A 20,898-nucleotide genomic window follows, 5' to 3' on the forward strand; every position below is an offset into this window, starting at 1 on the left:
CGCCGGCACTACGCTGAGGACTCGTGCCAGAGCCATTCGAGCCGCGTACCGACCCCGACGTCGACCTGCGCCTCCCCGCCGACCGCCGCGAGCTGACCGCGCGCCCCGCGACGGTTCTCGCCACCATCGCGGCCGGCGGGGTGCTCGGTGCGCTGGCCCGGGCCGGCCTGCAACACGCCGCCCCGCACCCGCCGACCGGTTTCCCCTGGGCGACGTTCGGCATCAACCTGTCCGGTTGCCTGCTGATCGGGGTGCTGATGGCGACGCTCGGGCACCTCGGCGGTGGGCACCCCCTGGCCCGCCCGTTCCTCGGGGTGGGGGTGCTCGGCGGGTTCACCACGTTCTCCGCCTACGCGGTCGACATCCAGCAGGCGCTGGTCGCGGGCGCGCCGGGCACCGCGCTGGCGTACCTGGCGGCGACGCTGCTCGGGGCGCTCGTCGCGGTCGGGCTGGGCGACGCCGCCACCACCGCCCTCCTGGGCCGGAGGGCAACCCGGTGACCGTGCTGCTCATCGCCCTGGGGGCGGCCGTCGGAGCGCCGTTGCGCTACCTCACCGACCGGGCCGTGCAGTCCCGGCACGACTCGGCGTTTCCCTGGGGCACGCTCACCGTCAACGTGGTCGGCTCGCTGCTACTCGGCGTGCTCGTCGGGTGGCCGAGCGGCCCGGCGGTCACCGCGCTGCTCGGCACCGGATTCTGCGGGGCGCTGACCACCTACTCCACCTTCAGCTACGAGACGCTGCGGCTGACCCGGGGCGGTCACCGTCTCCTCGCGCTTGCCAATGTCGTGGGCAGCGTCGTCGCCGGGCTCGTCGCGGCCACCGCCGGCTACGCCCTGGCCCGCGCCCTGACCGGCTGACCTGCGCGAATCGCGCCCTGAGCGGGGAACACACCGGAGGTATATACGCGAGGTATACCCCCGGTGTAGTCTCCTCCCATGAGCGTGCCACTGACCCTTCTCGGCCTCCTCGAACGGGAGCCCAGCCACGGCTACGACCTGAAGCGCGACTACGACGCCTTCTTCGGCCGGGGCAAGCCACTGCCGTTCGGCCAGGTCTACTCCACCCTCAGCCGACTGGCCCGCGACGGCAAGGTGGTGATCAGCGACGTCGCGCCCGGCTCCGGCCCCGACCGCAAGCGATACGTCATCACCGACCTGGGCGCGACCGAGGTCCAGCAGTGGCTGACCCAGCCGGTCGACCCGGAGCCGCACCTGCAGACGGTGCTCTTCGCCAAGGTCGTGCTCGCGCTGATGCTCGAACGTCCCGCCGACGAATACCTCGACACCCAGCGCAGCGCGCACCTGCACCGGATGCGCGAGCTCACCGAGATCAAGCGCGCCGGCAGCCTGGTCGACGCGCTGCTGGCCGACCACGGCCTCTACCACCTGGAGGCGGACCTCCGATGGATCGAGATGACAAGCGCCCGGCTGGACGCCCTGCGCAAGGAGGTGCGGCCGTGAGCGTCGTGATCGAAGCACGGGACGTGCAGTTCTCGTTCGGCCAGACGCCCGCCCTGCGGGGCGCAGGCGTGGCCGTCGGCGCGGGCGAGATCCTCGCCATCATGGGTCCCAGCGGCTCGGGCAAGTCCACCCTGTTGCACTGCCTGGCCGGCATCCTCGTGCCCGACTCCGGCGAGATCCTCTTCGACGGGACCCGGATCGACACCATGACCGAGACCCAGCGCAGCAGCCTGCGCCGGGACCGCTTCGGTTTCGTGTTCCAGTTCGGTCAGCTCGTCCCCGAGCTGACCGCCCTGGAGAACGTCGCCCTGCCGCTCCTGCTCAGCGGCGTACACCGCAAGCAGGCGCTGCCGAAGGCGAGTGCCTGGTTCGCGCGCCTGGGCCTGGACGGCCTGGAGCAGCGGCGCTCGGGTGAGCTGTCCGGCGGGCAGGCGCAACGGGTCGCCCTGGCCCGCGGCCTGGTCGCCGAGCCGCAGGTGCTCTTCGCCGACGAGCCGACCGGCGCGCTCGACTCGCTGACCGGCGAGCAGGTGATGGACCTGCTGGTCAGCGCTGCCCGCGAGCAGGGCACGACTGTCATCCTGGTGACCCACGAGGCCCGGATCGCCGCGTACGCCGACCGTGAGGTCATGGTCCGCGACGGGCGCGTGAACGCGCCGGACCGGATCGCCTCATGATCGGCTTCGGGCTCCGCCTCGTCGTGGCCGGCGGCCGGGAGGCGCTGACCCGCCTGCTCGTCATCGCCGCCGCCGTCGCGATCGGCAGTGGGCTGCTGCTGACCACCCTGGCCGGAGTCAACGCCGTCAACGCCCAGCTCACCCGGTACGCCTCGATGTATCCCCAGGCCTCGGCCGGCGACGCCGACCCGCTGTGGTGGTCGACCCGGTTCGACTACTTCCACGGCAAGCAGATCATCCGGATCGACGTCGCCGCTACCGGCGCGACCGCGCCCACCCCGGTCGGTGTCCCGACCACCCCTGGTCCCGGCGAGTACTACGCCTCGCCCGCGTTGCGCGACCTGCTGGCCGCCCACCCGGCCGACCAACTGGGCGACCGCTACCTCGGGCGGGACCTGGGCACCGTCGGACCCGCCGCGCTGACCTCGCCGGACACCCTGCTCGTCATCGCCGGCGGCACGCCCGACCAGGTCGCCAAGCTGCCCGCCGCGAAGCAGGTCACCAGCGTTGGCGACACCCCCGCCCTCCCCGAGACCACGGTGAACCTCATCCTGGGCGTGATCGCCGGCGGGCTGCTGTTCCCGGTGCTGATCTTCATCGGCACCGCCACCCGGCTCAGCGCCGCCCGCCGGGAGCAGCGCTTCGCCGCGATGCGGCTGGTCGGCGCGACACCCCGGCAGATCGCGATCGTCGCCGCGGTGGAGGCGACCGCCGCGGCCGTCGCCGGAACCGCCGTCGGCTTCGGCCTGTTCTACGCGTTCCGCGGTCCGCTCGCGGGCATCCCGTTCACCGGCATGCCGTTCTTCCCCAGCGACCTGTCGCTGGGGATGCTGGACGCCCTACTGGTGGCGCTCGGCGTCCCGGCCGGCGCGGCGGTGGCGGCCCAGGTCTCGCTGCGCCGCGTACGGATCTCGCCGCTGGGCGTCACCCGGCGGGTCACCCCCCGCGCGCCGCGCGCGTACCGGCTGATCCCGGCCCTGCTCGGTGTCGCCGTGCTGTTCTTCGCCATCGGCTTCAAACCGGAAACGTCCGACGGCCAAACCGCGGTGTTCCTGCCGGGCCTGCTGCTCATCATGGCCGGCCTGGTCTTCGCCGGCCCCTGGCTGACGATGGTCGGCGCCCAGGTCATGGCTCGGTACGCCAACCGTCCGGCCACCCTCATCGCCGCGCGACGCCTCGCCGACAACCCGAAGGCCGGCTTCCGGGCGATCAGCGGCATCATGCTCGCGCTCTTCGTGACGAGCGTGGCCGTCGGCGTGATCACCACGATCATCGCCAACCGCGGCCCGGCACCGGTCGGCTCGACCGAGGCGGGACAGGTGTCGCTCTACCTTCCTGAGGATGCACCGGCGACGCCTGACTCGCTCTTCACCGACCTGCGCTCGATCACCGACGTGCGGTCCGCGTTCGCGGTACGCGAGAACCCGGACTGGATGAGCGCGAGCGAGCCCGGCCTGATCGCGTGCGCCGAGATCCCGAGCGCGTACGGCCGGTGCGCCGAGGGCGCCACCGTCGCCGAGGTGGCGACGGGTCTCATCCCCTTCCGGCAGTCGGCGTCGTCCAGCCGGGTCTGGCCCGCCGCATCGGTCCCGCTCGGCGATCTCCAACGACTGCCGGTGATGTCGATCCTCGTCGACACGGACGGATCGGCAGCCGCCGTCGAACGTTCACGCACCGTCCTCGAGGCCGCCTTCCCGGCCTTCCGGGTGGCGCCGAACGTGCCCGGCGACTTCGAGTCGGACTTCGCCAACACGCTGCGTGGCTGGGAACAGTTGGCAAACGTCGTCATCGTCGCCAGCCTCGCGCTCGGCGGGTGCAGCCTCGCGGTCAGCGTCATCGGCGGTCTCACCGAACGCCGACGCCCGTTCAGCCTGCTGCGCCTCAGCGGCGCTCCGGTGCGCGTCCTGCGCCGGGTGGTGGCGCTGGAGAGCGCCGTACCGATGCTCGCCGTCGCCGCCGTCGCCATCGGGATGGGCCTGCTCGCCGCGCACCTGTTCCTGCGGGCACAGATGCACTACACGCTCGTCGCGCCGGAGCCACGCTTCTACGTGATCGTGGTGATCGGGTTGGCCACCTGCCTCGGTGTCATCGCCTCCACCCTGCCGCTGCTGGAACGCATCACCGGCCCGGAGACCGCCCGCAGCGAGTAGCCGTCAGTCCGTCGGCCCGGTGGTCGTGAGCGCGACCACCGGGCCGAGGACGAAGACGGCCGGCGGACCGATGTCCTCCCGGGCGGCGAGCGCGCCGATCTCGTCCAGCCGGGCCGGCACGGACCGCTGGCCGGGATGCCCGGCGTCCTGCACGGCGAGCACCGGAGTCTCCGGGGCGCGGCCGTGCTCGATCAGCACTGCGGCGATCTTGGCGATGGTGTCGACGGCCATCAACAGCACGACGGTCCCCCGCGCCCGGGCCAGCGCCGCCCAGTCGACGAGCGAGTCCGGGTGCCCGGGGGGCAGGTGCCCGGAGACCACCGTGACGTCATGCGCGACTCCCCGGTGGGTGACCGGCACGCCGGCGAGGGCCGGGGCGGCGAGGGCGCTGCTCACCCCGGGGACCACAGTCACCGGCACGCCGGCCGCCGTACAGGCCTGCACCTCCTCGTGGCCGCGTCCGAAGACGTACGGGTCGCCGCCCTTGAGCCGGACCACCCGGCGGCCGGCGCGCGCGTGCGTCACCAGGGCCTCGTTGATCGCCTCCTGGGCCATCGACGGGCCACGGGGCACCTTCGCGGCGTCGACCACCACCACGTCCGGGCGCAGTCCGGCGAGCAGCCCCTGCGGGGCGAGCCGGTCGACCACCACCACGTCGGCGGCGTCGAGCAGGGCCTTTCCGCGTACCGTGATCAGGTCGTCGGGTCCCGGCCCTCCGCCGACCACCGCGACCGACCCGGGACCGTGACCGTGGTCGTGGCCCTGGTCGTGGTCGTGGTGCTGGCCGTGGTCGTGCCCGTGGTGATGGTGGTGACCGACCGGGTCGTCGGGGTGGTCGTGCGGGCGTTGCGGGCGGCCCACCTTGTCGGCGAAGCCGGGCATCAGCACCCGGTACGCGCAGGTGTCGCAGTTCATCCGGATGTCGCCGCCCAGCGCCTCGGCGTAGCGCTCCCGCACCAGGTCGGCGAGGGCGTCGCAGTCGCCGATCACCTCGGCGACCCGCACGTCCAGGTCGGGGTGGGCGGCGGCGAACTCCGCCGACTGGGCGACGATCCGGTCGGGCAGCACCCCGGCGAACAGGAAGTACGGTGCCACGACGATCCGCCGCGCGCCGAGGCGGCGCAGCCGCTCCAGCACCGCCGGCACCGATGGTTGCGCCAGGGAGACGAACCCCGGCTCGACACCGGCGTAGCCGCGCCCCTCCCAGAGCAGCCGGGCCACCTTGGCCACCTCGGCGTTGGCGTCCGGGTCGGTGGAGCCCCGCCCGATCAACGCCACCCACGTGCCGGCCCGGTCGGCCGTGTCCGGCGGAACCGCACCGGCCAGCGCCGCGTCGGCCCGGTCGGTGCCTGCCAGCGCCGCGTCGATGCGTTCTTCGAGGGCTTCGTGCAGCAGCGGGTGCGGGCCGAGCGGGCGCCCGTAGCGGTAGGTCAGCCCCGGGTGCCGTTCCTGTTCCCGCGCCATCGCGGCGGGGATGTCGCCCTTGCCGTGCCCGGCGGCGGTGAGCACCAGGGGCAGCGCCACAAGCGCCCGGTGCCCGCGCGCGACGAGCGCACCGACCGCGTCGGTCAGCGGCGGGCGGGACAGCTCGATGAAACCGCCCTCGACGTCGCCGACGTCACCGCGCCGGCGGACCCGCTCGACGAGAGCGGCGAACTGGTCGACCCCGGCCGCGCTGCGCGTGCCGTGCCCGACGATGACCAACCCGGTCATGACTTCTCCTCGACGTAGAGCAGGGCGTTGAGGGCGGCGGCGGCGACCGCCGAGCCACCCTTCTCCCCCACGTTGGACACGGCGGGCAGGCCGCTGGCCCGCAGCGCCGCCTTTGACTCGGCGGCACCGACGAAGCCGACCGGCAGGCCGACGACGAGCGCCGGAGCGGCGTCCAGGGTGAGCAGTTCGACGAGCGCGGTGGGCGCGCAGCCGACCACCCACACCGCGCCCGGACCGACCCGGTCGAGGGCGATCCGCACGGCCGCCGCCGAACGGGTGATGCCGGCCGCGCGGCCCAGCTCGGCGGCGGCCGGCTCGGCGACCGGGCAGACCAACTCCTGGCCGGCACGGGTGATGCCGGCGGCGACCATCGCCACGTCGGTGACGACGGGCGCCCCGGCGCGCAACGCGGCCAGCCCCGACTCCAGCGCGGCCTCGTCGCAGACCAGCTCGTCGACGTACGCGAGGTCGGCGCTGGCGTGCACCACCCGCTCGGTCACCGCGCGGCTCAGCGGCGGCAGGTGCGACAGGTCGACGCGTTCGCGCAGGATGCGGTACGACTCGACCTCGATCGGATGCACCACTCGGTTCATCGGGCTCCTCCAGCAGGGTCGGGCTCGACGACGCGGGTCGCGTCAGGGTCAGCGACGACGCGGGTCGCGTCAGGGTCAGCGACGACGCGGGTCGCGTCAGGGTCAGCGACGACGCGGATCGCGTCGACGGGGCAGATCTCCAGGCACTCCAGGCAACCCGTACACCGGTCGGCGCGGACCGTCAGGCCGCCGGCGACCGGCCGGATCGCGTGCGTGGGGCAGGTGAGCAGGCACGCGCCGCAGCCCTGGCAGGCGTCGATCGTCACGAGCGCCACCGGTACCCCCGAGGCGTCACCATCCGGCCGGCGACCAGCCTCGTGTCGCTGTTGCCGACCACCACCACGCTGTACATGTCGACGACGGCCGGGTCGAGGGTGGCCAGGGTCGCGAGGTGGACCCGTTCGCCGGGGCGGCTGGCGTTGCGGACCACCCCGACCGGGGTGTCCGGTGGCCGGTGGCCGGCGAGGATGCCGAGCGCCTTGCCGAGCTGCCAGTCCCGGGCGCGGCTGCGCGGGTTGTAGAACAGCGTGACGAAGTCACCCTCGGCCGCCGCGGCCACCCGCCGCTCGATGACCTCCCACGGGGTGTGCAGGTCGGACAGGCTCACGTAGGCGTGGTCGTGGCCGAGGGGCGCGCCGAGCAGCGCGCCGGCGGCCAGCGCCGCGGTCACCCCGGGCACGCCCACCACGTCGATGCGCTCGTCGGCGTACTCCAGGGCGGGGCTGGCCATCGCGTACACCCCGGCGTCGCCGGAGCCGATCAGCGCGACCGCCCGACCGGCGACGGCCTCGGCGACGGCGGCGCGGGCGCGCGCCTCCTCCGCGCCCAGCCCGCTGGACAGCACCCGGGTGCCCGGGCGGAGCACGTCGCGGACCTGGTCGAGGTACTGGTCCAGGCCGACCACCACGGCCGCGCGACGCAGCTCGGCCACCGCGCGAGGGGTGCGCAGGTCGGCGGCGCCGGGTCCGAGCCCGACGACGGCGAGCCGGCCGCGTGGCGCGTGCCGGGCCACCGCCACGGTGGCCATCGCCGTCGCGGTCTTGCCCACCAGCAGCGTGGCGTCGTCCGGCCGGCCGTCCGCGCCGAGCAGGGCCGCGGCCTCCGCCACGCTCGGCGTGCCGACCGCGGCGCGGACCACCTCGCTGGGATGCGGTACGTCGACGGTGGCCAGCCGCGTCGCCGGCCAGGTCACCAGGGGTACGCCGAGCGCGTCGACGGTGCTGCGGATGCCCGCCTCGTCGGCCTTGATGTCGGCGGTGGCCAGGCAGCGCAGGCTCGCCGGGTCGAGGCCGGCCTCGGCCAGCACCCGGTGCAGCAACTCCGCCACCTCGGCGGCCGGTACGCCCCGACTCGCCCCGACGCCGGCGACAAGCGACGGTGGTCGCAGCACGGCGGTCCGCCCGTCCAGCGGCACCACCCGGTCGGTGACCAGCAGCCGGTAACCGGCCCCCGCCGCGCCGCCAGCCTCGTTGTCGGCGGCGGCTTGGGCCTGGACGTTCGGCGGCAGGGCGGGCAGCGGCCAGTGGGCGTCGGCGAACAGGTGGACCGGCTCGCCGTCCAGGATGGCCCGGGACACCGCGGCGACCGCGCCCTGCACGGGCCAGCCCAGGGTGTCCAGCCCCGGCAGACCGACCGTGTCGGTGGCGGTGGTGATCACCGGGCGGGCGTCCAGCAGGGCGCCGACCTGCTCGGCGAGGTCGTTGCCGCCGCCGGCGTGCCCGCCCAGCAGTGCCACGGCGTGCCGAGCCGCCTCGTCGACGACCACCACGGCCGGGTCGCTGCGCTTGTCGGTGAGCAGCGGCGCGAGGATCCGCACCACCGCGCCGGTCGCCAGGAACGCGACCACCGCGTCGCACTCCACCCAGGCGGTCCGCAGCGCGTCGGTGACGCTCTCCCCCTCCACCAGCCGCGCGTGTGGCCAGGCGGCGGCGACGGTGTGCGCGTGTCGGCGGCCGGCGGCGGTGGCCGCCACCAGCCCGATGTGCGCGGGCGGGTTCTGGTGGTTCACGGGCGCTCCCCGGTGAGGACGACCACCGGGTTGGTGGCCGCGAGGCGGATCGACCCACCGGGCAGGTCGGCGAGGCGGGCGGCGGAGAGCTGAGCGCCCTCGACCGTGTAACCGGCGGCGCGCAGCAGACCCACGGCCGGCGCGACCCGGTCCAGGGCGGCCAGGGTGAGCACCACCCGCTCGGGTCGGCGCGCCACCACGGCGGCGAGGACGTCGACCCCGCCGCCGCCGACGAAGACCGCGTCCGGCTCGGGCAGGCCGACCAGCGCCTGCGGGGCTCGACCGGTGACGATCCGCACGTCCACGGCGTGCGCCCTCGCGTTGGCCCGGATGGTCGCGCCGGCCCCGGCGTCCTGTTCGACGGCGAGCACGGCCGCGCCGAGCAGCGCGCACTCGATGCCGACCGAGCCGCTGCCCGCGCCGATGTCCCAGATCAGCCGGCCCAGTCGGGGGCGGAGCCGGGCGACGACGAGGGCGCGCACCTCCGACTTGGTGATCATGGAGTCGCGGTGGGCGTACCGGCTCTCCGGCAACGCCCAGCCCCCGGCCGGGGCGGCGGCCGGCTGGTTGTCGGCGCGCATCCCGCCGCGCGGTCTGGAAACGCCGCCGGCGTCGGCACCGGAAACGGCGTCGGCGTCGGTGTCGGTGTCGGTGTCGGTGAGGCTGAGCAGGACGTGCGGGTCGGCCCAGGTCTCGGCGGCGGCCTGTTCGGGGCTCACCACGCGGATCCGTTCGGCGTCGGTGCCCAGGTGCTCGGCGACAAGCAGGCGGCGGGACCAGCCGATCAGGCCCTCGCCCAGCTCGGTGGCACCGGCGCCGGGCGCGGTCAGCACCGCGACCAGCGGCAGCGCCCGGCAGGCGTTCAGGGCCGGGCGCGGGTCGCGGCCGTGTGCGGTGACCACGGCGGCGCCGTCCCAGGGCAGGCCGGCGCGGGCGAACGCGGCGGCCACACTGGACACCGCCGGCACCACCCGCAGCGGCAGCCCGGCCGCGCGCAGCCGCCGGACGATGCCGAACAGGCCGGGATCCCCGCTGGCCAGCACCACGGCCGGCACCCCGGCGGCGACGGCCTCGGCCAACCGGTGCAGGGCGGGGGCGAGTGGCCCGAGGGTGACGGTGTCCGCGCCGGCCGGTACGGGCACGACGGCCAGGTGCCGGGCAGCCCCGACGACCAGCCCGGCGGCGCCCAGCACCGGTCCGAGGGCGGGGTGTGGCGGTGCGCCGGCGGCGTCCAGGCCGACCACGGTCACGGCGTTCGCCGGGGCCGCCGACGCCCCTGGCGTCGCCGAGGCCCCCGCAACCATCCGCGTCATCGGGACCACCGGCCGGAGGAGGCGACCACGTGCGCGCCGGCGAAGTCGACCATCGCCACGTCCACGGTGACCGTCGGCCCGGCGAAGCGCCGCAGCACCTGGCGGACCCGCTGGCAGAGCAGGTCGCCGGCCGGGGCGAGCAGCCCGGCGGCCTCCCACAGCTCGTACGCGTGCCGCCCGGTGTTCGCCTCGGTCACGGCGGCGACGAGCGTCGGGTCACCACCGGCCTCGGCGGTCACCGCGCCGAGCAGGGACAGGTCCACCTTCGATCGGGTGTAGTGGGTCATCAGGATGCCCGCCGCGAGTTTGGCCAGCTTGCCGGCCATGCCGACGAAGACCACGCCGGTCATCTCGTCACCCACGGCGGCCGTGACGGCGGCCCCGGTGAAGTCACCGACCTCGACGAAGCACACCTCGGGCAGGTCCGGCAGGAGCGCGCGGGCGGCCCGCTCGGTACGCCCGCCGGTGCAGAGCACCACGGTCCGCTCGCCCTGGGCGGCCATCACGTGCACGGCCTGCACGACGCTGGCCCGCCAGGACGCGGTGGAGAACGGGCGCACGATCCCGGTGGTGCCGAGGATCGAGATGCCGCCGAGGATGCCGAGCCGTCGGTTGGTGGTCTTGCGCGCCATGATCTCGCCGCGGGGCACGCTGATCACCACCCGTACGCCGACCTCGCTGAGGTCGACCACCTCGGCCACCGCCTCGCCGATCATCCGGCGGGGGGTGTCGTTGATCGCCGGGCCGCCGACGGCGAGCCCGAGGCCGGGTTTGGTGACCGTGCCGACGCCGGCGCCGCCGGCGAGCCGCAGACCGGGAACATCGGTCCAGTCCACGGTGGCGGTCAGCTCGGCGCCGTGGGTGACGTCCGGGTCGTCGCCGGCGTCCTTGACCACCACCGCCTCGGCGCGAACCGGCGGCGTGCCGGTCAGCTCACAGCGTTCCACTCCGAAGCGCACCCGTTGCCCGGCGGGCAGGCCGATCTCCACGTCCGGCTGGATCTCACCGGTGACCAGCGCGGTGACCGCCGCCTTGGCCGCCGCCGTCGCGCACGCCCCGGTGGTCCAGCCGGTACGCAGCGCGGTGGGCCGGACCTTCGCGGTACGCGGCAGGTCCGGCTCACGCAGCGGCGGCTCGGCGTACGTCATGGTGTGGCTGTCCCCCCGGTGCGGGCGCTGGCCTGGCGGCGCAGCTCGGCGCGGGCGGCCGGCTCGGCCCGGCGGAAGGTGTGGAAGTGCCCGGGGTGGTACAGGTGCGAGCGGGTGCCCTCGGCGGCGAGTGCCGGCCCGACCAGGAAGAGGGTGTGCTTCCACAGCTTGTGCTGCTTGACCGTCGCCTCCAGGGTGCCGACCGTGCAGCGCACCACCAGCTCGTCGGGCCAGGTCGCCTGGTACGCCACCACGGCCGGGGTGTCCTCCGGGTAGCCGCCGGCCAGCAGCTCGGCCTGCACCTGCCCGGAACGGGCGGCGGAGAGGAACAGCGCCATCGTGGTGCCGTGCCGGGCGAAGTCGCGGACCCGCTCACCGGGAGGCATCGGGGTCTTGCCACCTTCGAGGCGGGTGAGGATGACCGACTGGGCCACCTCGGGCACGGTCAGCTCCCGCCCGACGATCGCCGCGACGGCGGTGAACGAGGACACCCCGGGCACGATCTCCACGGCCAGGTCGAGTGCCCGGCACACGTCCAGTTGCTCCTGCACCGCGCCCCACAGCGCCGGGTCCCCGGAGTGGATCCGGGCCACGGTCAGCCCCTGCTCGGCGGCCCGCTGGTAGAGCGGCAGCACGCCCTCGATGGGCAGCTGCGACGAGTCGATGATCTCCGCGCCGGGGCGGGCGTGGTCGAGCACGTCGGCGTGCACCAGGCTGGCCGCCCAGATCACGATGTCCGCCTCGGCGATCACCCGGGCGGCCCGCAGGGTCAGCAGGTCCGCCGCACCCGGACCGGCTCCGACGAACCACACCTTGCCGTCGCTTGTCACAGTTTTCCTCCTCGGTGCTCGCGGCGGGCCGGGACCAGCAGCGTCGACAGGTACGGCAGGTCGTTCGTGGTCTCGTCGACCGGGCCGATGTGTTCACCGGGCAGCCCCAGACTGCGCCCGAGCACCGCGTCGGAGAGCCGGCCCTGTCGGCGCAGCTCGGCGAGCAACTCCGGGTGCCGCCGCCAGCCCTTGTAGGCGACCACGGTGCCCGGCCCGGCGAGGGCGTCGGCGAACAGCGCCAGGCCGGCGGTGGCCGGCAGCAGGGTGAGCGGTTCGCGTCCCTCGCAGAGCGGGGTGCCGCTGCGCGCGGCCAACTCCTGCATCGCGGTGACACCGGGGACGGTCGCCACCCGCACCGCCGGGCGCAGCGCGCGGACGCTCTGCGCCAGGTACCCGAAGGTGGAGTAGACGTTGGGATCGCCGATGGTGGCGAACGCCAGGGACCGCGCGCCCGCGTCGATCGCCTCGACCACCACCCGGGCCGCGTCGTCCCAGGCCGCCGCCCGGCGGGCGGTCACCCCACCCCGGTCGTCCAGGGCGAACGGCAGCCGGCGCAGCCGGTCCGCCGCGACGTGGGAGCGCACGGTCGCCTCGGCGCGCCCGGCGTCCGCACCCGCCAGCGTCGCGGCGGCGGTCGCGGCGGTCGCGCTCCGGTCGGCCATCACGGGTACGAAGACCAGGTCGGCCTCGCGCAGCACCCGCACCGCCTTGACGGTGAGCAGTTCCGGGTCACCCGGGCCGACCCCCACCCCGGTCAGCGTGGCCTCGCCGGTCCGGCTCGCGTGGGCGCGCTGCGCGTCGGCGCTCATCGGCACGCCTCGACCAGTCGACGGGCCGCGTCCGGGTGACCGGCCCAGTGGGTGTGCAGGTAGGAGGCGTGCACCCGACGGCTCACGAAGCCGTGCGGCGCGTCGTCCCAGCGCCACGCCGGCCGGTCGCCGTGCCCCGGGTCGGTGGTGGTGCGGTGGAACTCGTGGCCGCGTACGCCCTCGCCGGCGCGGGCCACCGGGGAGTCGGTGACGGCCACGGCCTCGCGGTAGCCGAGGGTGAGCCGGCCGGTCATCCGGGCGGTCAGGTCCAGCCGTCCGCACATCGGTACGCCGTCCAGGGACCGCCCGAGGTAGAGCAGTCCGGCGCACTCGGCCACGATCGGCCCGTCGAAGTCGGCCAGTTCGGCGCGGAGCGTGGTGTTGCCGGCCAGCGCCTCCGCGTACGCCTCGGGGAAGCCGCCGCCGATGACCACCGCGCGGGTGCCGGCGGGCAGCGTCGGGTCGCGCAGCGGGTCGACGGTGACCACGTCCGCGCCGGCTGCGGTGAGCAGCTCGGCGGTCTCCGCGTACGAGAAGGTGAAGGCCGGGCCACCGGCGAGCGCGACCCGTGGCCGCTCGACGCCGGCCGGCCCGCCGACGGCGGTGACCGGGTCCCACGCCGGGGCGGTCAGCGGCGGGGCGGTGCGGGCCAGGTCCAGCACGGCGTCGAGGTCCACGGTGGCCTCGACCAGCTCGGCCAGCGCGGTGACGATCGCCAGGGACTCGGGTGCCCGCTCGGCGACCGGGACCAGCCCGAGGTGCCGGGCCGGCGCGGCCACCTCGACGGCGCGGGTGACGGCCCCGAGCACCGGTACGCCGACCTCGGCGAGGGCGTCGCGCAGCAGCGTCTCGTGTCGGGGTGAGCCGACCCGGTTGAGGATCACCCCGCCGATCCGTACGGCCGGGTCGAAGGCGGCCATGCCCAGCGTCAGCGCGGCGGCCGAGCGGCCCTGCGCGGTGGTGTCCAGCACCAGCAGCACGGGCGCGTCGATCAGCCGGGCGACGTGCGCGGTGGAGGCGTAGTCGCGGCGGCCCACGGCACCGTCGTGCAGGCCCATGACGCCCTCGACGACGGCGATGTCGGCAGGTGTCGGGACGCTCGCGCCGTGGCGCAGCAGAGCGGCGATCCGCTCGGCCCCGACCAGGAAAGGGTCGAGGTTGCGCCCGGGCCGCCCGGCGGCGAGCGCGTGGTAGCCGGGGTCGATGTAGTCGGGGCCGACCTTGTGCGGGCTGACCGTCAGGCCGCGACGGCGCAGCGCGGCGAGCAGCCCGGTGGCGACGGTCGTCTTGCCGTGGCCGCTGGCCGGCGCGGCGACCACCAGCCGGGGCAGCGCCCAGGGTGCGCTCACCACTCGATGCCCTTCTGGCCCTTCTGGCCGGCGTCCATCGGGTGCTTGACCTTGGTCAGCTCGGCCACCAGGTCGGCGGCGGCGACCAGGCGCGGGTCGGCGTCCCGTCCGGTGATCACGACGTGCTGGAAGCCGGGCCGGTCGGCCAGGGTGGCGACCACCTCGTCGACGTCCACCCAGCCCCACTTCATCGGGTAGGTGAACTCGTCCAGCACGTACAGCCCGTAGCGCTCGGCGGCCAGGTCACGCTGGATCTGCCGCCAACCCTCCAGGGCGTCGGCGGCGTGGTCGGCCTCGCCGCCGCGCTGGATCCACGACCAGCCCTCACCCATCTTGTGCCAGGCCACCGGCGCGCCCTCGCCGGTGCGCTCGTGCACCTCGCCGAGCGCGCGGAAGGCGTTCTCCTCCCCCACCCGCCACTTGGCGCTCTTGACGAACTGGAACACGCCGATCGGCAGACCGGCCGTCCAGGCCCGCAACGCCAACCCGAAGGCCGCCGTCGACTTCCCCTTCATCTGTCCGGTGTGGACGATCAGCAGCGGTCGGTGCCGCCGCTGCCGGGTGGTCAACCCGTCGAGAGGCACCGAACTCGGTTGTCCCTGCGGCATCAGCCCGTCTCCCATCCCGCGTCGGTGTGTCCCGCGATCTTGCGATTTCTGTCGGTCATTTGCGTGCTTCGCCCCGTTATGCCGCGACAGGAAGTGCAAGATCGCGGGCGTGGGGGTGGGTGAGGGCTTCCAGGGGGGTTCGGGGGGCGTTCAGCTGGGTGGCCAGGCGGGTGGCCAGGTGCAGGCGGACGGGACCCGATTCGCAGTCGACGACCACGCAGGGCGCCGCCGTCGCGGCCAGCACCTTCGCCGCTGCCGCCGCGCGGTCGAGCGGGCGGGTGCCGGCGGTGGCTCGGCCGTCGGTGACGATGAGCACCAGCGGGCGACGCTTCGGGTCGCGCAGGCGTTCCAGCCGCAGCAGATCCGCGGCGGCGAGCAGCCCCTCGGCCAGCGGCGTACGCCCGCCGGTGGGCAACTCGGCCAGCCGGGTCGAGGCGGCCAGCACCGACGAGGTCGCCGGCAGCAGGGTCCGGGCGCCGGCACCCCGGAACGCGATCACCGCGACCTTGTCCCGCCGCTGGTACGCGTCGGTGAGCAGGGCGAGGACCGCGTCCTTGACGGCGGTCATCCGCTGCCGGGCGCCCATCGAGCCGCTCGCGTCCACCACGAACAGCACCAGGTTGCCCTCACGTCCCTCGCGAACCGCCTCGCGCACGTCGTCCGGGCGCAGTCGCAGCGGACCGCTGCGCCGGCCCCGGACCGCCTGGTGCGGCGCGGCGGCGCGGATCGTGGCCGGCAGGTGCAGCGCGCCGACCCGGCCCGCCGGCACCCGCGCGCCGGTGGTGCGACCCCGTCCGGTGCGCGCCCGCGACCGCCGGCCCGGCACCCCGTCACCCACGCCCGGCGCGGTGAGCACCCGCGCCTTCAACCCACCCCGGGATACGGCCACCGACGGGGACTCCCCGCCGCGAGTCGGGTCGTCGTCAGCGGTCGCCGGTCCCCGGCCGGCGCGCGGGCGCGCGTCCTGGCCGTCGGCGCGCCGGCCGTCCGCCGGGCGCTGCGGCCAGCCGTCGTCGCCCCCGTCAACCGTCTGGTGCTGGGGCCGGCCGTCGGCACCGTCCGGGCCGTCGCTGCGCCCGTCCGGACCACTGCCGTCCCACGCCGCCGAGTGCCCCGCCGACTCGGGTCCGCCCTGGTCGCCGCCGTCACCGCCCTGCGGACCGCTGCCGTTCGGGCCGCCATCGCCGTTCGGGCCGCCGCCCGCCGGGCCGCCGCCGTTCGGGCCGCCATCGCCGGCCGGCCCGCCGCCCCGCGGGCCGGTGTCGTCCGGGCCACGGTCGTCGGGGCCGTCGTCGTCCGGCTCGTCGGGGTGGGCGTCCTGGGCACGCTGCAACGCCTCGTCAAGGCGCTTCTCGTCCAGCCCCGGGGTGTCGAACGGGTCGCGACGGCGACGGTGCGGCAGGGCCAGCCGCGCGGCCACCCGGACGTCGTCGACGGTGACCCGGTCCCGGCCGTGCCAGGCGGCGTGCGCGAGAGCGGCACGGGCGGTGACGATGTCGGCGCGCATCCCGTCCACGTCGAACGCGGCGCACACCTCGGCGATCTGCCGCAGCGCGGCGTCCGGCAGGCGTACCCCGGGAAGCCGGCGGCGGGCGGCGGCCACCTGGGCGGCGATCTCCGCGTCGGCGTCGGCCCAGCGGGCGGCGAAACCGGCCGGGTCGGCGTCGGCGGCGAGCCGGCGGCGGACCACCTCGACCCGCACCTCCGGGTCCCGGCTGGCACCCACCTCCACGGTGAGCCCGAACCGGTCGAGCAACTGCGGACGCAGCTCCCCCTCCTCCGGGTTCATCGTGCCGACCAGCAGGAACCGGGCCGCGTGGCTGACCGAGACACCTTCGCGCTCGACGTGGCTGCGACCCATCGCCGCCGCGTCCAGCAGCAGGTCCACGAGGTGGTCGTGCAGCAGGTTGACCTCGTCGACGTAGAGCACCCCCCGGTGGGCGGCGGCGAGCAGACCCGGCTCGAAGGCGCGGACGCCCTCGCCGAGGGCCTTCTCCAGATCCAGCGAGCCGACCACCCGGTCCTCGGCGGCGCCCACCGGCAACTCCACCAGCCGGGCCGGACGGGTCTCGGCGGTGGCGTCGGCCGGATGCGGCCCGTCCGGGCAGGCAGGGTCCGGCTCGGCCGGGTCACAGCCGAAGCGGCAGCCCGCCACCCGGCGGACCGGGGGCAGCAGCGCGGCCAGCGCGCGCACGGCGGTGGACTTGGCGGTCCCCTTCTCCCCCCGGACCAGCACCCCGCCGATCGCCGGAGACACCGCGTTGAGCAGCAGCGCCAGCCGCATGTCGGCCATGCCGAGCACCGCGCTGAACGGATAGGTCGTGGTCACGGTCACTGGGCCTTCTTTCGTTCGCGACTGCGGGGCTCGCAGAACCGGCTCGCTCCTCGCGCTCACGCCCGGTCCTCCAGGTCGCCCTCGCTGGCCAGGTACGTGTCGCGCAGCCGGTCCAGGGTGGCCGGCTCGGGTTTGGCCCACAGCCCCCGGTCGGCGGCCTCCAACAGGCGCTCGGTGATGCCGCGCAGCGCCCACGGGTTGGACTGCTCCAGGAACTGCCGGGTGGTGTCGTCGAACAGGTACGCGGCGGCCAGGTGCTCGTACATCCAGTCGTCGACCACGCCGGCGGTGGCGTCGTAGCCGAACAGGTAGTCCACGGTGGCGGCCAGCTCGAACGCGCCCTTGTAGCCGTGCCGGCGCATCGCCGCGATCCACTTCGGGTTGACCACCCGGGCGCGGAACACCCGCCGGGTCTCCTCGCCCAGCGTGCGGGTGCGCACGTCGTGCGGCATCGCCGAGTCACCCACGTACGCCTGCGGTGACGTGCCGGTGAGGTGCCGGACCATCGCCACCATCCCGCCGTGGTACTGGAAGTAGTCGTCGGAGTCGACGATGTCGTGCTCGCGGGTGTCCTGGTTCTTCACCGCCACCGCGATCCGGGCGAAGGAGCGTTCCATGTCGGCGCGCGCCTCCCGCCCGTCCAGGCCCCGGCCGTAGGCGTAGCCGCCCCACACCGCGTACACCTCGGCCAGGTCGGCGTCGCTGCGCCAGGTCCGGGCGTCGATCAGGGGCAGCAGGCCCGCGCCGTACGCCCCCGGCTTGGAACCGAAGATGCGGGCGGTGGCCCGCCGCTCGTCACCGTGCTCGGCGAGGTCCGCGGCGACGTGCGCCCGCAGGTAGTTGTCCTCGTCCGGCTCGTCCAGGGCGGCGACCCGCCGCACGGCATCGTCGAGCAGCGCCACCACGTGCGGGAACGCGTCGCGGAAGAACCCCGAGATGCGCACGGTCACGTCGACACGCGGCCGGCCCAGCTCGGCGGTCGGCACCACCTCGATGCCGGTGACCCGCCGCGATCGGTCGTCCCACACCGGCCGGCAGCCCAGCAGCGCGAGCACCTCGGCGATGTCGTCGCCCTGGGTGCGCATCGCGCTGGTGCCCCACACGGTCAGACCCACCGAGCGGGGGTACGACCCGGTGTCGGCGAGGTGCCGGGCCAGCAGCGAGTCGGCGAGGGCCACCCCGACGTCCCAGGCGTTGCGGCTGGGAATGGCCTTGGGGTCGACGGAGTAGAAGTTGCGGCCGGTGGGCAGCACGTTGACCAGGCCCCGGGTGGGTGAACCGGACGGGCCGGGCGGCACGAACCGGCCGTCGAGCGCGCCGAGAGTATTGGTCAGCTCGTCGGTGGTCCGGTCCAGCCGGGGCACCAGCTCGGTGGCGGCGAAGTGCAGCACAGCGGCGACGTCCGGGATCGACTGGCCGGTCACCTCGACAACCACCGCGTCGACGGCCTCGGCGTCCCAGCCGAGCGTCTCCATCCCGATAACCAACCGCCGGGCGAGGGCCTCGATCAGGTCGACCGCGTCGGCGGCGGTGCCGGCCGGCCCGTCCACCACGTCGGTCAGCGCCGTGGGCACCGCCAGTCGTTCGCCCGGTGCCGCGAGCAGCTCCTGCTCGTCGAGGGAGTACGCGACGGCGAGCGCCTGCCGCAGGCCGGGCAGGGAGCGGGCGCCACCCCAGATCTGCGGGGCGCGCAGCACCGCGAGGACCAGGTTGACCCGGGGCTCACCGGTGGGCGCGTCGGCGAGGATGTGCAGCCCGTCGCGGATCTGCACGTCCTTGATCTCGCAGAGGTACCCGTCGAGGTGCAGCACGAACTCGTCGAAGTCATCCGCGTCGGGCATCGCCTCGGCGTGCAGGTCGTGGTGCAGCTCCGCCGCGCGGACGAGGTCCCAGATCTGCGCCCGCACGGTGGGCACCTTCGCCGGGTCGAGGGCCTGCACGGTGGCGTACTCGTCGAGCAGTTGTTCCAGTTTGGCCAGGTCGCCGTAGGTTTCGGCGCGGGCCATCGGCGGCACCAGGTGGTCGATGACCACGGCGTGCGCGCGACGTTTGGCCTGGGTGCCCTCGCCGGGGTCGTTGACGATGAACGGGTAGACCAGCGGCAGGTCACCGAGGACCGCGTCGGGGGCGCAGTCGGCGGCCAGGCCGAGGCCCTTGCCGGGCAGCCACTCCAGGGTGCCGTGTTTGCCCAGGTGCACCACGGCGTCCGCGCCGAAGCCGCCGTCGGCGACCGGGGCGGCCAGCCAGCGGTACGCGGCCAGGTAGTGGTGACTCGGCGGCAGGTCCGGGTCGTGGTAGATGGCGATCGGGTTCTCCCCGAAGCCGCGCGGCGGTTGGATCAGCAGCACCACGTTGCCGAAGCGCAGCCCGGCGAGCACGATGTCCCCGCCCTCGGTGTAGAGCTGGCCGGGCGGCTCACCCCAGTGTTCCCGCATCCGTTCCCGCAGCTCGGACGGCACCTGGTCGAACCACCGCCGGTAGGTCTGCCCCGGTATCCGCGCCTCGGCGGCGGCCAGCTGCTCCGGGGTCAGCCACTCCACGTCGTGACCACCGGCGGCGATCAGCGCGTGGATCAGAGCGTCGCCGTCGTCGGGCACCGGCGCGTCGCCCAGGTGGTAGCCGGCCTCGGCGAACGCGGCCAGCAGTCGGACCGCCGAGACCGGGGTGTCCAGCCCGACGGCGTTGCCGACCCGGGAGTGCTTGGTGGGGTACGAGCTGAGCACCACGGCGACTCGCTTGTCGGCGTTGGGGACGTACCGCAGCCGGGCGTGGCGCACGGCGATCCCGGCGACCCGGGCGGCCCGGTCGGCGTCGGCCGCGTAGACCGAGAGGCCGTCGGCGTCGATCTGCTTGAACGAGAACGGCACGCTGACGATCCGGCCGTCGAACTCGGGGATGGCCACCTGCATCGCCGCGTCCAACGGGGACAGCCCCGCGTCGCTGCCGGCCCACTGCTCGCGGGTGCTGGTCAGGCAGAGCGCCTGGATGATCGGCACGTCCAGGGCGGCCAGGGCGCCGACGTCCCAGGCGTCCTCGTCGCCGCCCCCGGAGGCGTCCGCGGCGACCGCGCCACCGGCGGCCAGCACGGTGACCAGCAGCGCGTCGCAGCGGGCGAACAGCCCGAGCGGTCCCGCGCCGGTGGTCAGCCCTCGCAGCGAGCCGCAGAAGATCGGCAACGGGTTGCCGCCGGCGTTGTGGACCGCGTCCGCGAGGACGTCGACGAATTCGGTGTTGCCGGCGAGGGCGTGCGCCCGGTAGAAGACGATCCCCACGGTGGGCCGCAGCGGGTCGGTCGGGTGTTCGCCGTGCACGCCGTACGCGGGGGTGGGCGCGGGCGGGGCGAACCCCTCGCCGGTGAGCAGCACCGTGTCGGAGAGGAACCGGGCGAGCTGCCCCAGGTTGTCCGGCCCACCCTCGACGAGGTACGCCAACGCCTGGGTGACGACCCCGGACGGCACTGTGGAGATGGCCATCAGCTCCGCGTCGGGCAGCGCCTCGCCGCCGAGCACGACCGTCGGCACACCGGTGGCGAGCACCGCGGCGAGGCCGTCCGGCCACGCCTGCCGACCGCCGAGCAGGCGTACGACGACGAGGTCGACCCCGTCGAGCAGGGCGGGCACCTCGTCGGCGGCGACCCGCGCGGGGTTGGCGAGCCGGTAGTCGGCGCCGCTGGCGCGGGCGGCCAGCAGGTCGGTGTCGGCGGTGGAGAGCAGCAGGATGCGCACGGCGGGCTCCGGAGAGTGACGCCCTGGCCGCTACGGAGGCGACCTGGACGAAGCGGGTGGGTGCGGCGTCAGCCGGTACGACGGCTCGGCCGGGCTCAGCGACGCGGACGTCGGGGCCGGTCAGCGCCGGACGCCCAGGTCAGCGGTACCGGAAGCCAGCGGTCTGGCGCACGCCGCG

The 20,898-nt window shown here is 75.1% G+C and carries 17 protein-coding genes; 5 read left to right on the forward strand and 12 right to left on the reverse strand.

What is annotated here, in order from left to right:
• The first annotated feature begins 23 nt into the window (after positions 1-23).
• The 5 genes from AB0A90_RS33345 to AB0A90_RS33365 all read left to right on the forward strand — a co-directional run bounded on the left by AB0A90_RS33345 (position 24) and on the right by AB0A90_RS33365 (position 4,289).
• Entirely contained in the window at positions 24-500 is a 477-nt protein-coding gene (locus AB0A90_RS33345) for a CrcB family protein (RefSeq protein ID WP_357255734.1), read from the forward strand.
• On the forward strand, positions 497-859 hold the full coding sequence (gene crcB / locus AB0A90_RS33350) for a fluoride efflux transporter CrcB (RefSeq protein WP_357255736.1): 363 nt from the start codon (positions 497-499) through the stop codon (positions 857-859). The genes AB0A90_RS33345 and crcB overlap by 4 nt, the downstream gene beginning before the upstream one ends.
• A 78-nt stretch (positions 860-937) precedes the next feature.
• The gene (locus AB0A90_RS33355) at positions 938-1,462 is read left to right on the forward strand and encodes a PadR family transcriptional regulator (RefSeq protein WP_357255738.1); all 525 of its coding nucleotides are present in this window, start codon (positions 938-940) and stop codon (positions 1,460-1,462) included.
• Complete coding sequence (locus AB0A90_RS33360; protein WP_357255740.1) at positions 1,459-2,139, forward strand: ABC transporter ATP-binding protein; 681 nt, start codon at positions 1,459-1,461, stop codon at positions 2,137-2,139. Before AB0A90_RS33355 ends, AB0A90_RS33360 begins: the two co-directional genes overlap by 4 nt.
• Entirely contained in the window at positions 2,136-4,289 is a 2,154-nt protein-coding gene (locus AB0A90_RS33365; protein ID WP_357255742.1) for an FtsX-like permease family protein, read from the forward strand. The genes AB0A90_RS33360 and AB0A90_RS33365 overlap by 4 nt, the downstream gene beginning before the upstream one ends.
• A gap of 3 nt (positions 4,290-4,292) precedes the next feature.
• On the opposite strand, the gene cobA is transcribed toward AB0A90_RS33365, so the two are convergent.
• From cobA to cobN, 12 genes are all read right to left on the reverse strand, one after another.
• Positions 4,293-6,002 (reverse strand): uroporphyrinogen-III C-methyltransferase, encoded by a 1,710-nt coding sequence (gene cobA / locus AB0A90_RS33370; RefSeq protein WP_357255744.1) that lies wholly within the window; start codon positions 6,000-6,002, stop codon positions 4,293-4,295.
• Complete coding sequence (locus AB0A90_RS33375) at positions 5,999-6,595, reverse strand: precorrin-8X methylmutase (protein ID WP_357255746.1); 597 nt, start codon at positions 6,593-6,595, stop codon at positions 5,999-6,001. Before AB0A90_RS33375 ends, cobA begins: the two co-directional genes overlap by 4 nt.
• Positions 6,592-6,861, reverse strand: a complete 270-nt coding sequence (locus AB0A90_RS33380; protein ID WP_357255748.1) for a 4Fe-4S binding protein — start codon at positions 6,859-6,861, stop codon at positions 6,592-6,594. The genes AB0A90_RS33375 and AB0A90_RS33380 overlap by 4 nt, the downstream gene beginning before the upstream one ends.
• Complete coding sequence (cobJ, locus tag AB0A90_RS33385) at positions 6,858-8,603, reverse strand: precorrin-3B C(17)-methyltransferase (RefSeq protein ID WP_357255749.1); 1,746 nt, start codon at positions 8,601-8,603, stop codon at positions 6,858-6,860. The genes AB0A90_RS33380 and cobJ overlap by 4 nt, the downstream gene beginning before the upstream one ends.
• Positions 8,600-9,907, reverse strand: coding sequence for a precorrin-6y C5,15-methyltransferase (decarboxylating) subunit CbiE (gene cbiE, locus AB0A90_RS33390; RefSeq protein WP_357255791.1), 1,308 nt, complete (start codon positions 9,905-9,907; stop codon positions 8,600-8,602). The genes cobJ and cbiE overlap by 4 nt, the downstream gene beginning before the upstream one ends.
• A 5-nt stretch (positions 9,908-9,912) precedes the next feature.
• Complete coding sequence (locus AB0A90_RS33395) at positions 9,913-11,064, reverse strand: cobalt-precorrin-5B (C(1))-methyltransferase (protein WP_357255751.1); 1,152 nt, start codon at positions 11,062-11,064, stop codon at positions 9,913-9,915.
• A complete protein-coding gene (cobM, locus tag AB0A90_RS33400) occupies positions 11,061-11,894 on the reverse strand; it encodes a precorrin-4 C(11)-methyltransferase (RefSeq protein ID WP_357255753.1) in 834 nt (277 codons plus the stop codon). Before cobM ends, AB0A90_RS33395 begins: the two co-directional genes overlap by 4 nt.
• Positions 11,891-12,703, reverse strand: a complete 813-nt coding sequence (cobI, locus tag AB0A90_RS33405; RefSeq protein ID WP_357255755.1) for a precorrin-2 C(20)-methyltransferase — start codon at positions 12,701-12,703, stop codon at positions 11,891-11,893. The genes cobM and cobI overlap by 4 nt, the downstream gene beginning before the upstream one ends.
• Positions 12,700-14,055 (reverse strand): cobyrinate a,c-diamide synthase, encoded by a 1,356-nt coding sequence (locus AB0A90_RS33410; RefSeq protein WP_357255757.1) that lies wholly within the window; start codon positions 14,053-14,055, stop codon positions 12,700-12,702. The genes cobI and AB0A90_RS33410 overlap by 4 nt, the downstream gene beginning before the upstream one ends.
• Positions 14,049-14,660, reverse strand: coding sequence for a cob(I)yrinic acid a,c-diamide adenosyltransferase (gene cobO / locus AB0A90_RS33415; protein WP_357255759.1), 612 nt, complete (start codon positions 14,658-14,660; stop codon positions 14,049-14,051). Before cobO ends, AB0A90_RS33410 begins: the two co-directional genes overlap by 7 nt.
• A 76-nt stretch (positions 14,661-14,736) precedes the next feature.
• Positions 14,737-16,953 carry a VWA domain-containing protein gene (locus AB0A90_RS33420; protein WP_357255793.1) on the reverse strand — a complete coding sequence of 739 codons (2,217 nt, stop codon included), beginning with the start codon at positions 16,951-16,953 and terminating at the stop codon, positions 14,737-14,739.
• Between the two features lie 98 nt (positions 16,954-17,051).
• Positions 17,052-20,720, reverse strand: coding sequence for a cobaltochelatase subunit CobN (gene cobN, locus AB0A90_RS33425; protein ID WP_357255761.1), 3,669 nt, complete (start codon positions 20,718-20,720; stop codon positions 17,052-17,054).
• Positions 20,721-20,898: the final 178 nt, after the last annotated feature.

The organism is Micromonospora sp. NPDC049204 (assembly GCF_040647935.1).
GTDB lineage: Bacteria > Actinomycetota > Actinomycetes > Mycobacteriales > Micromonosporaceae > Micromonospora.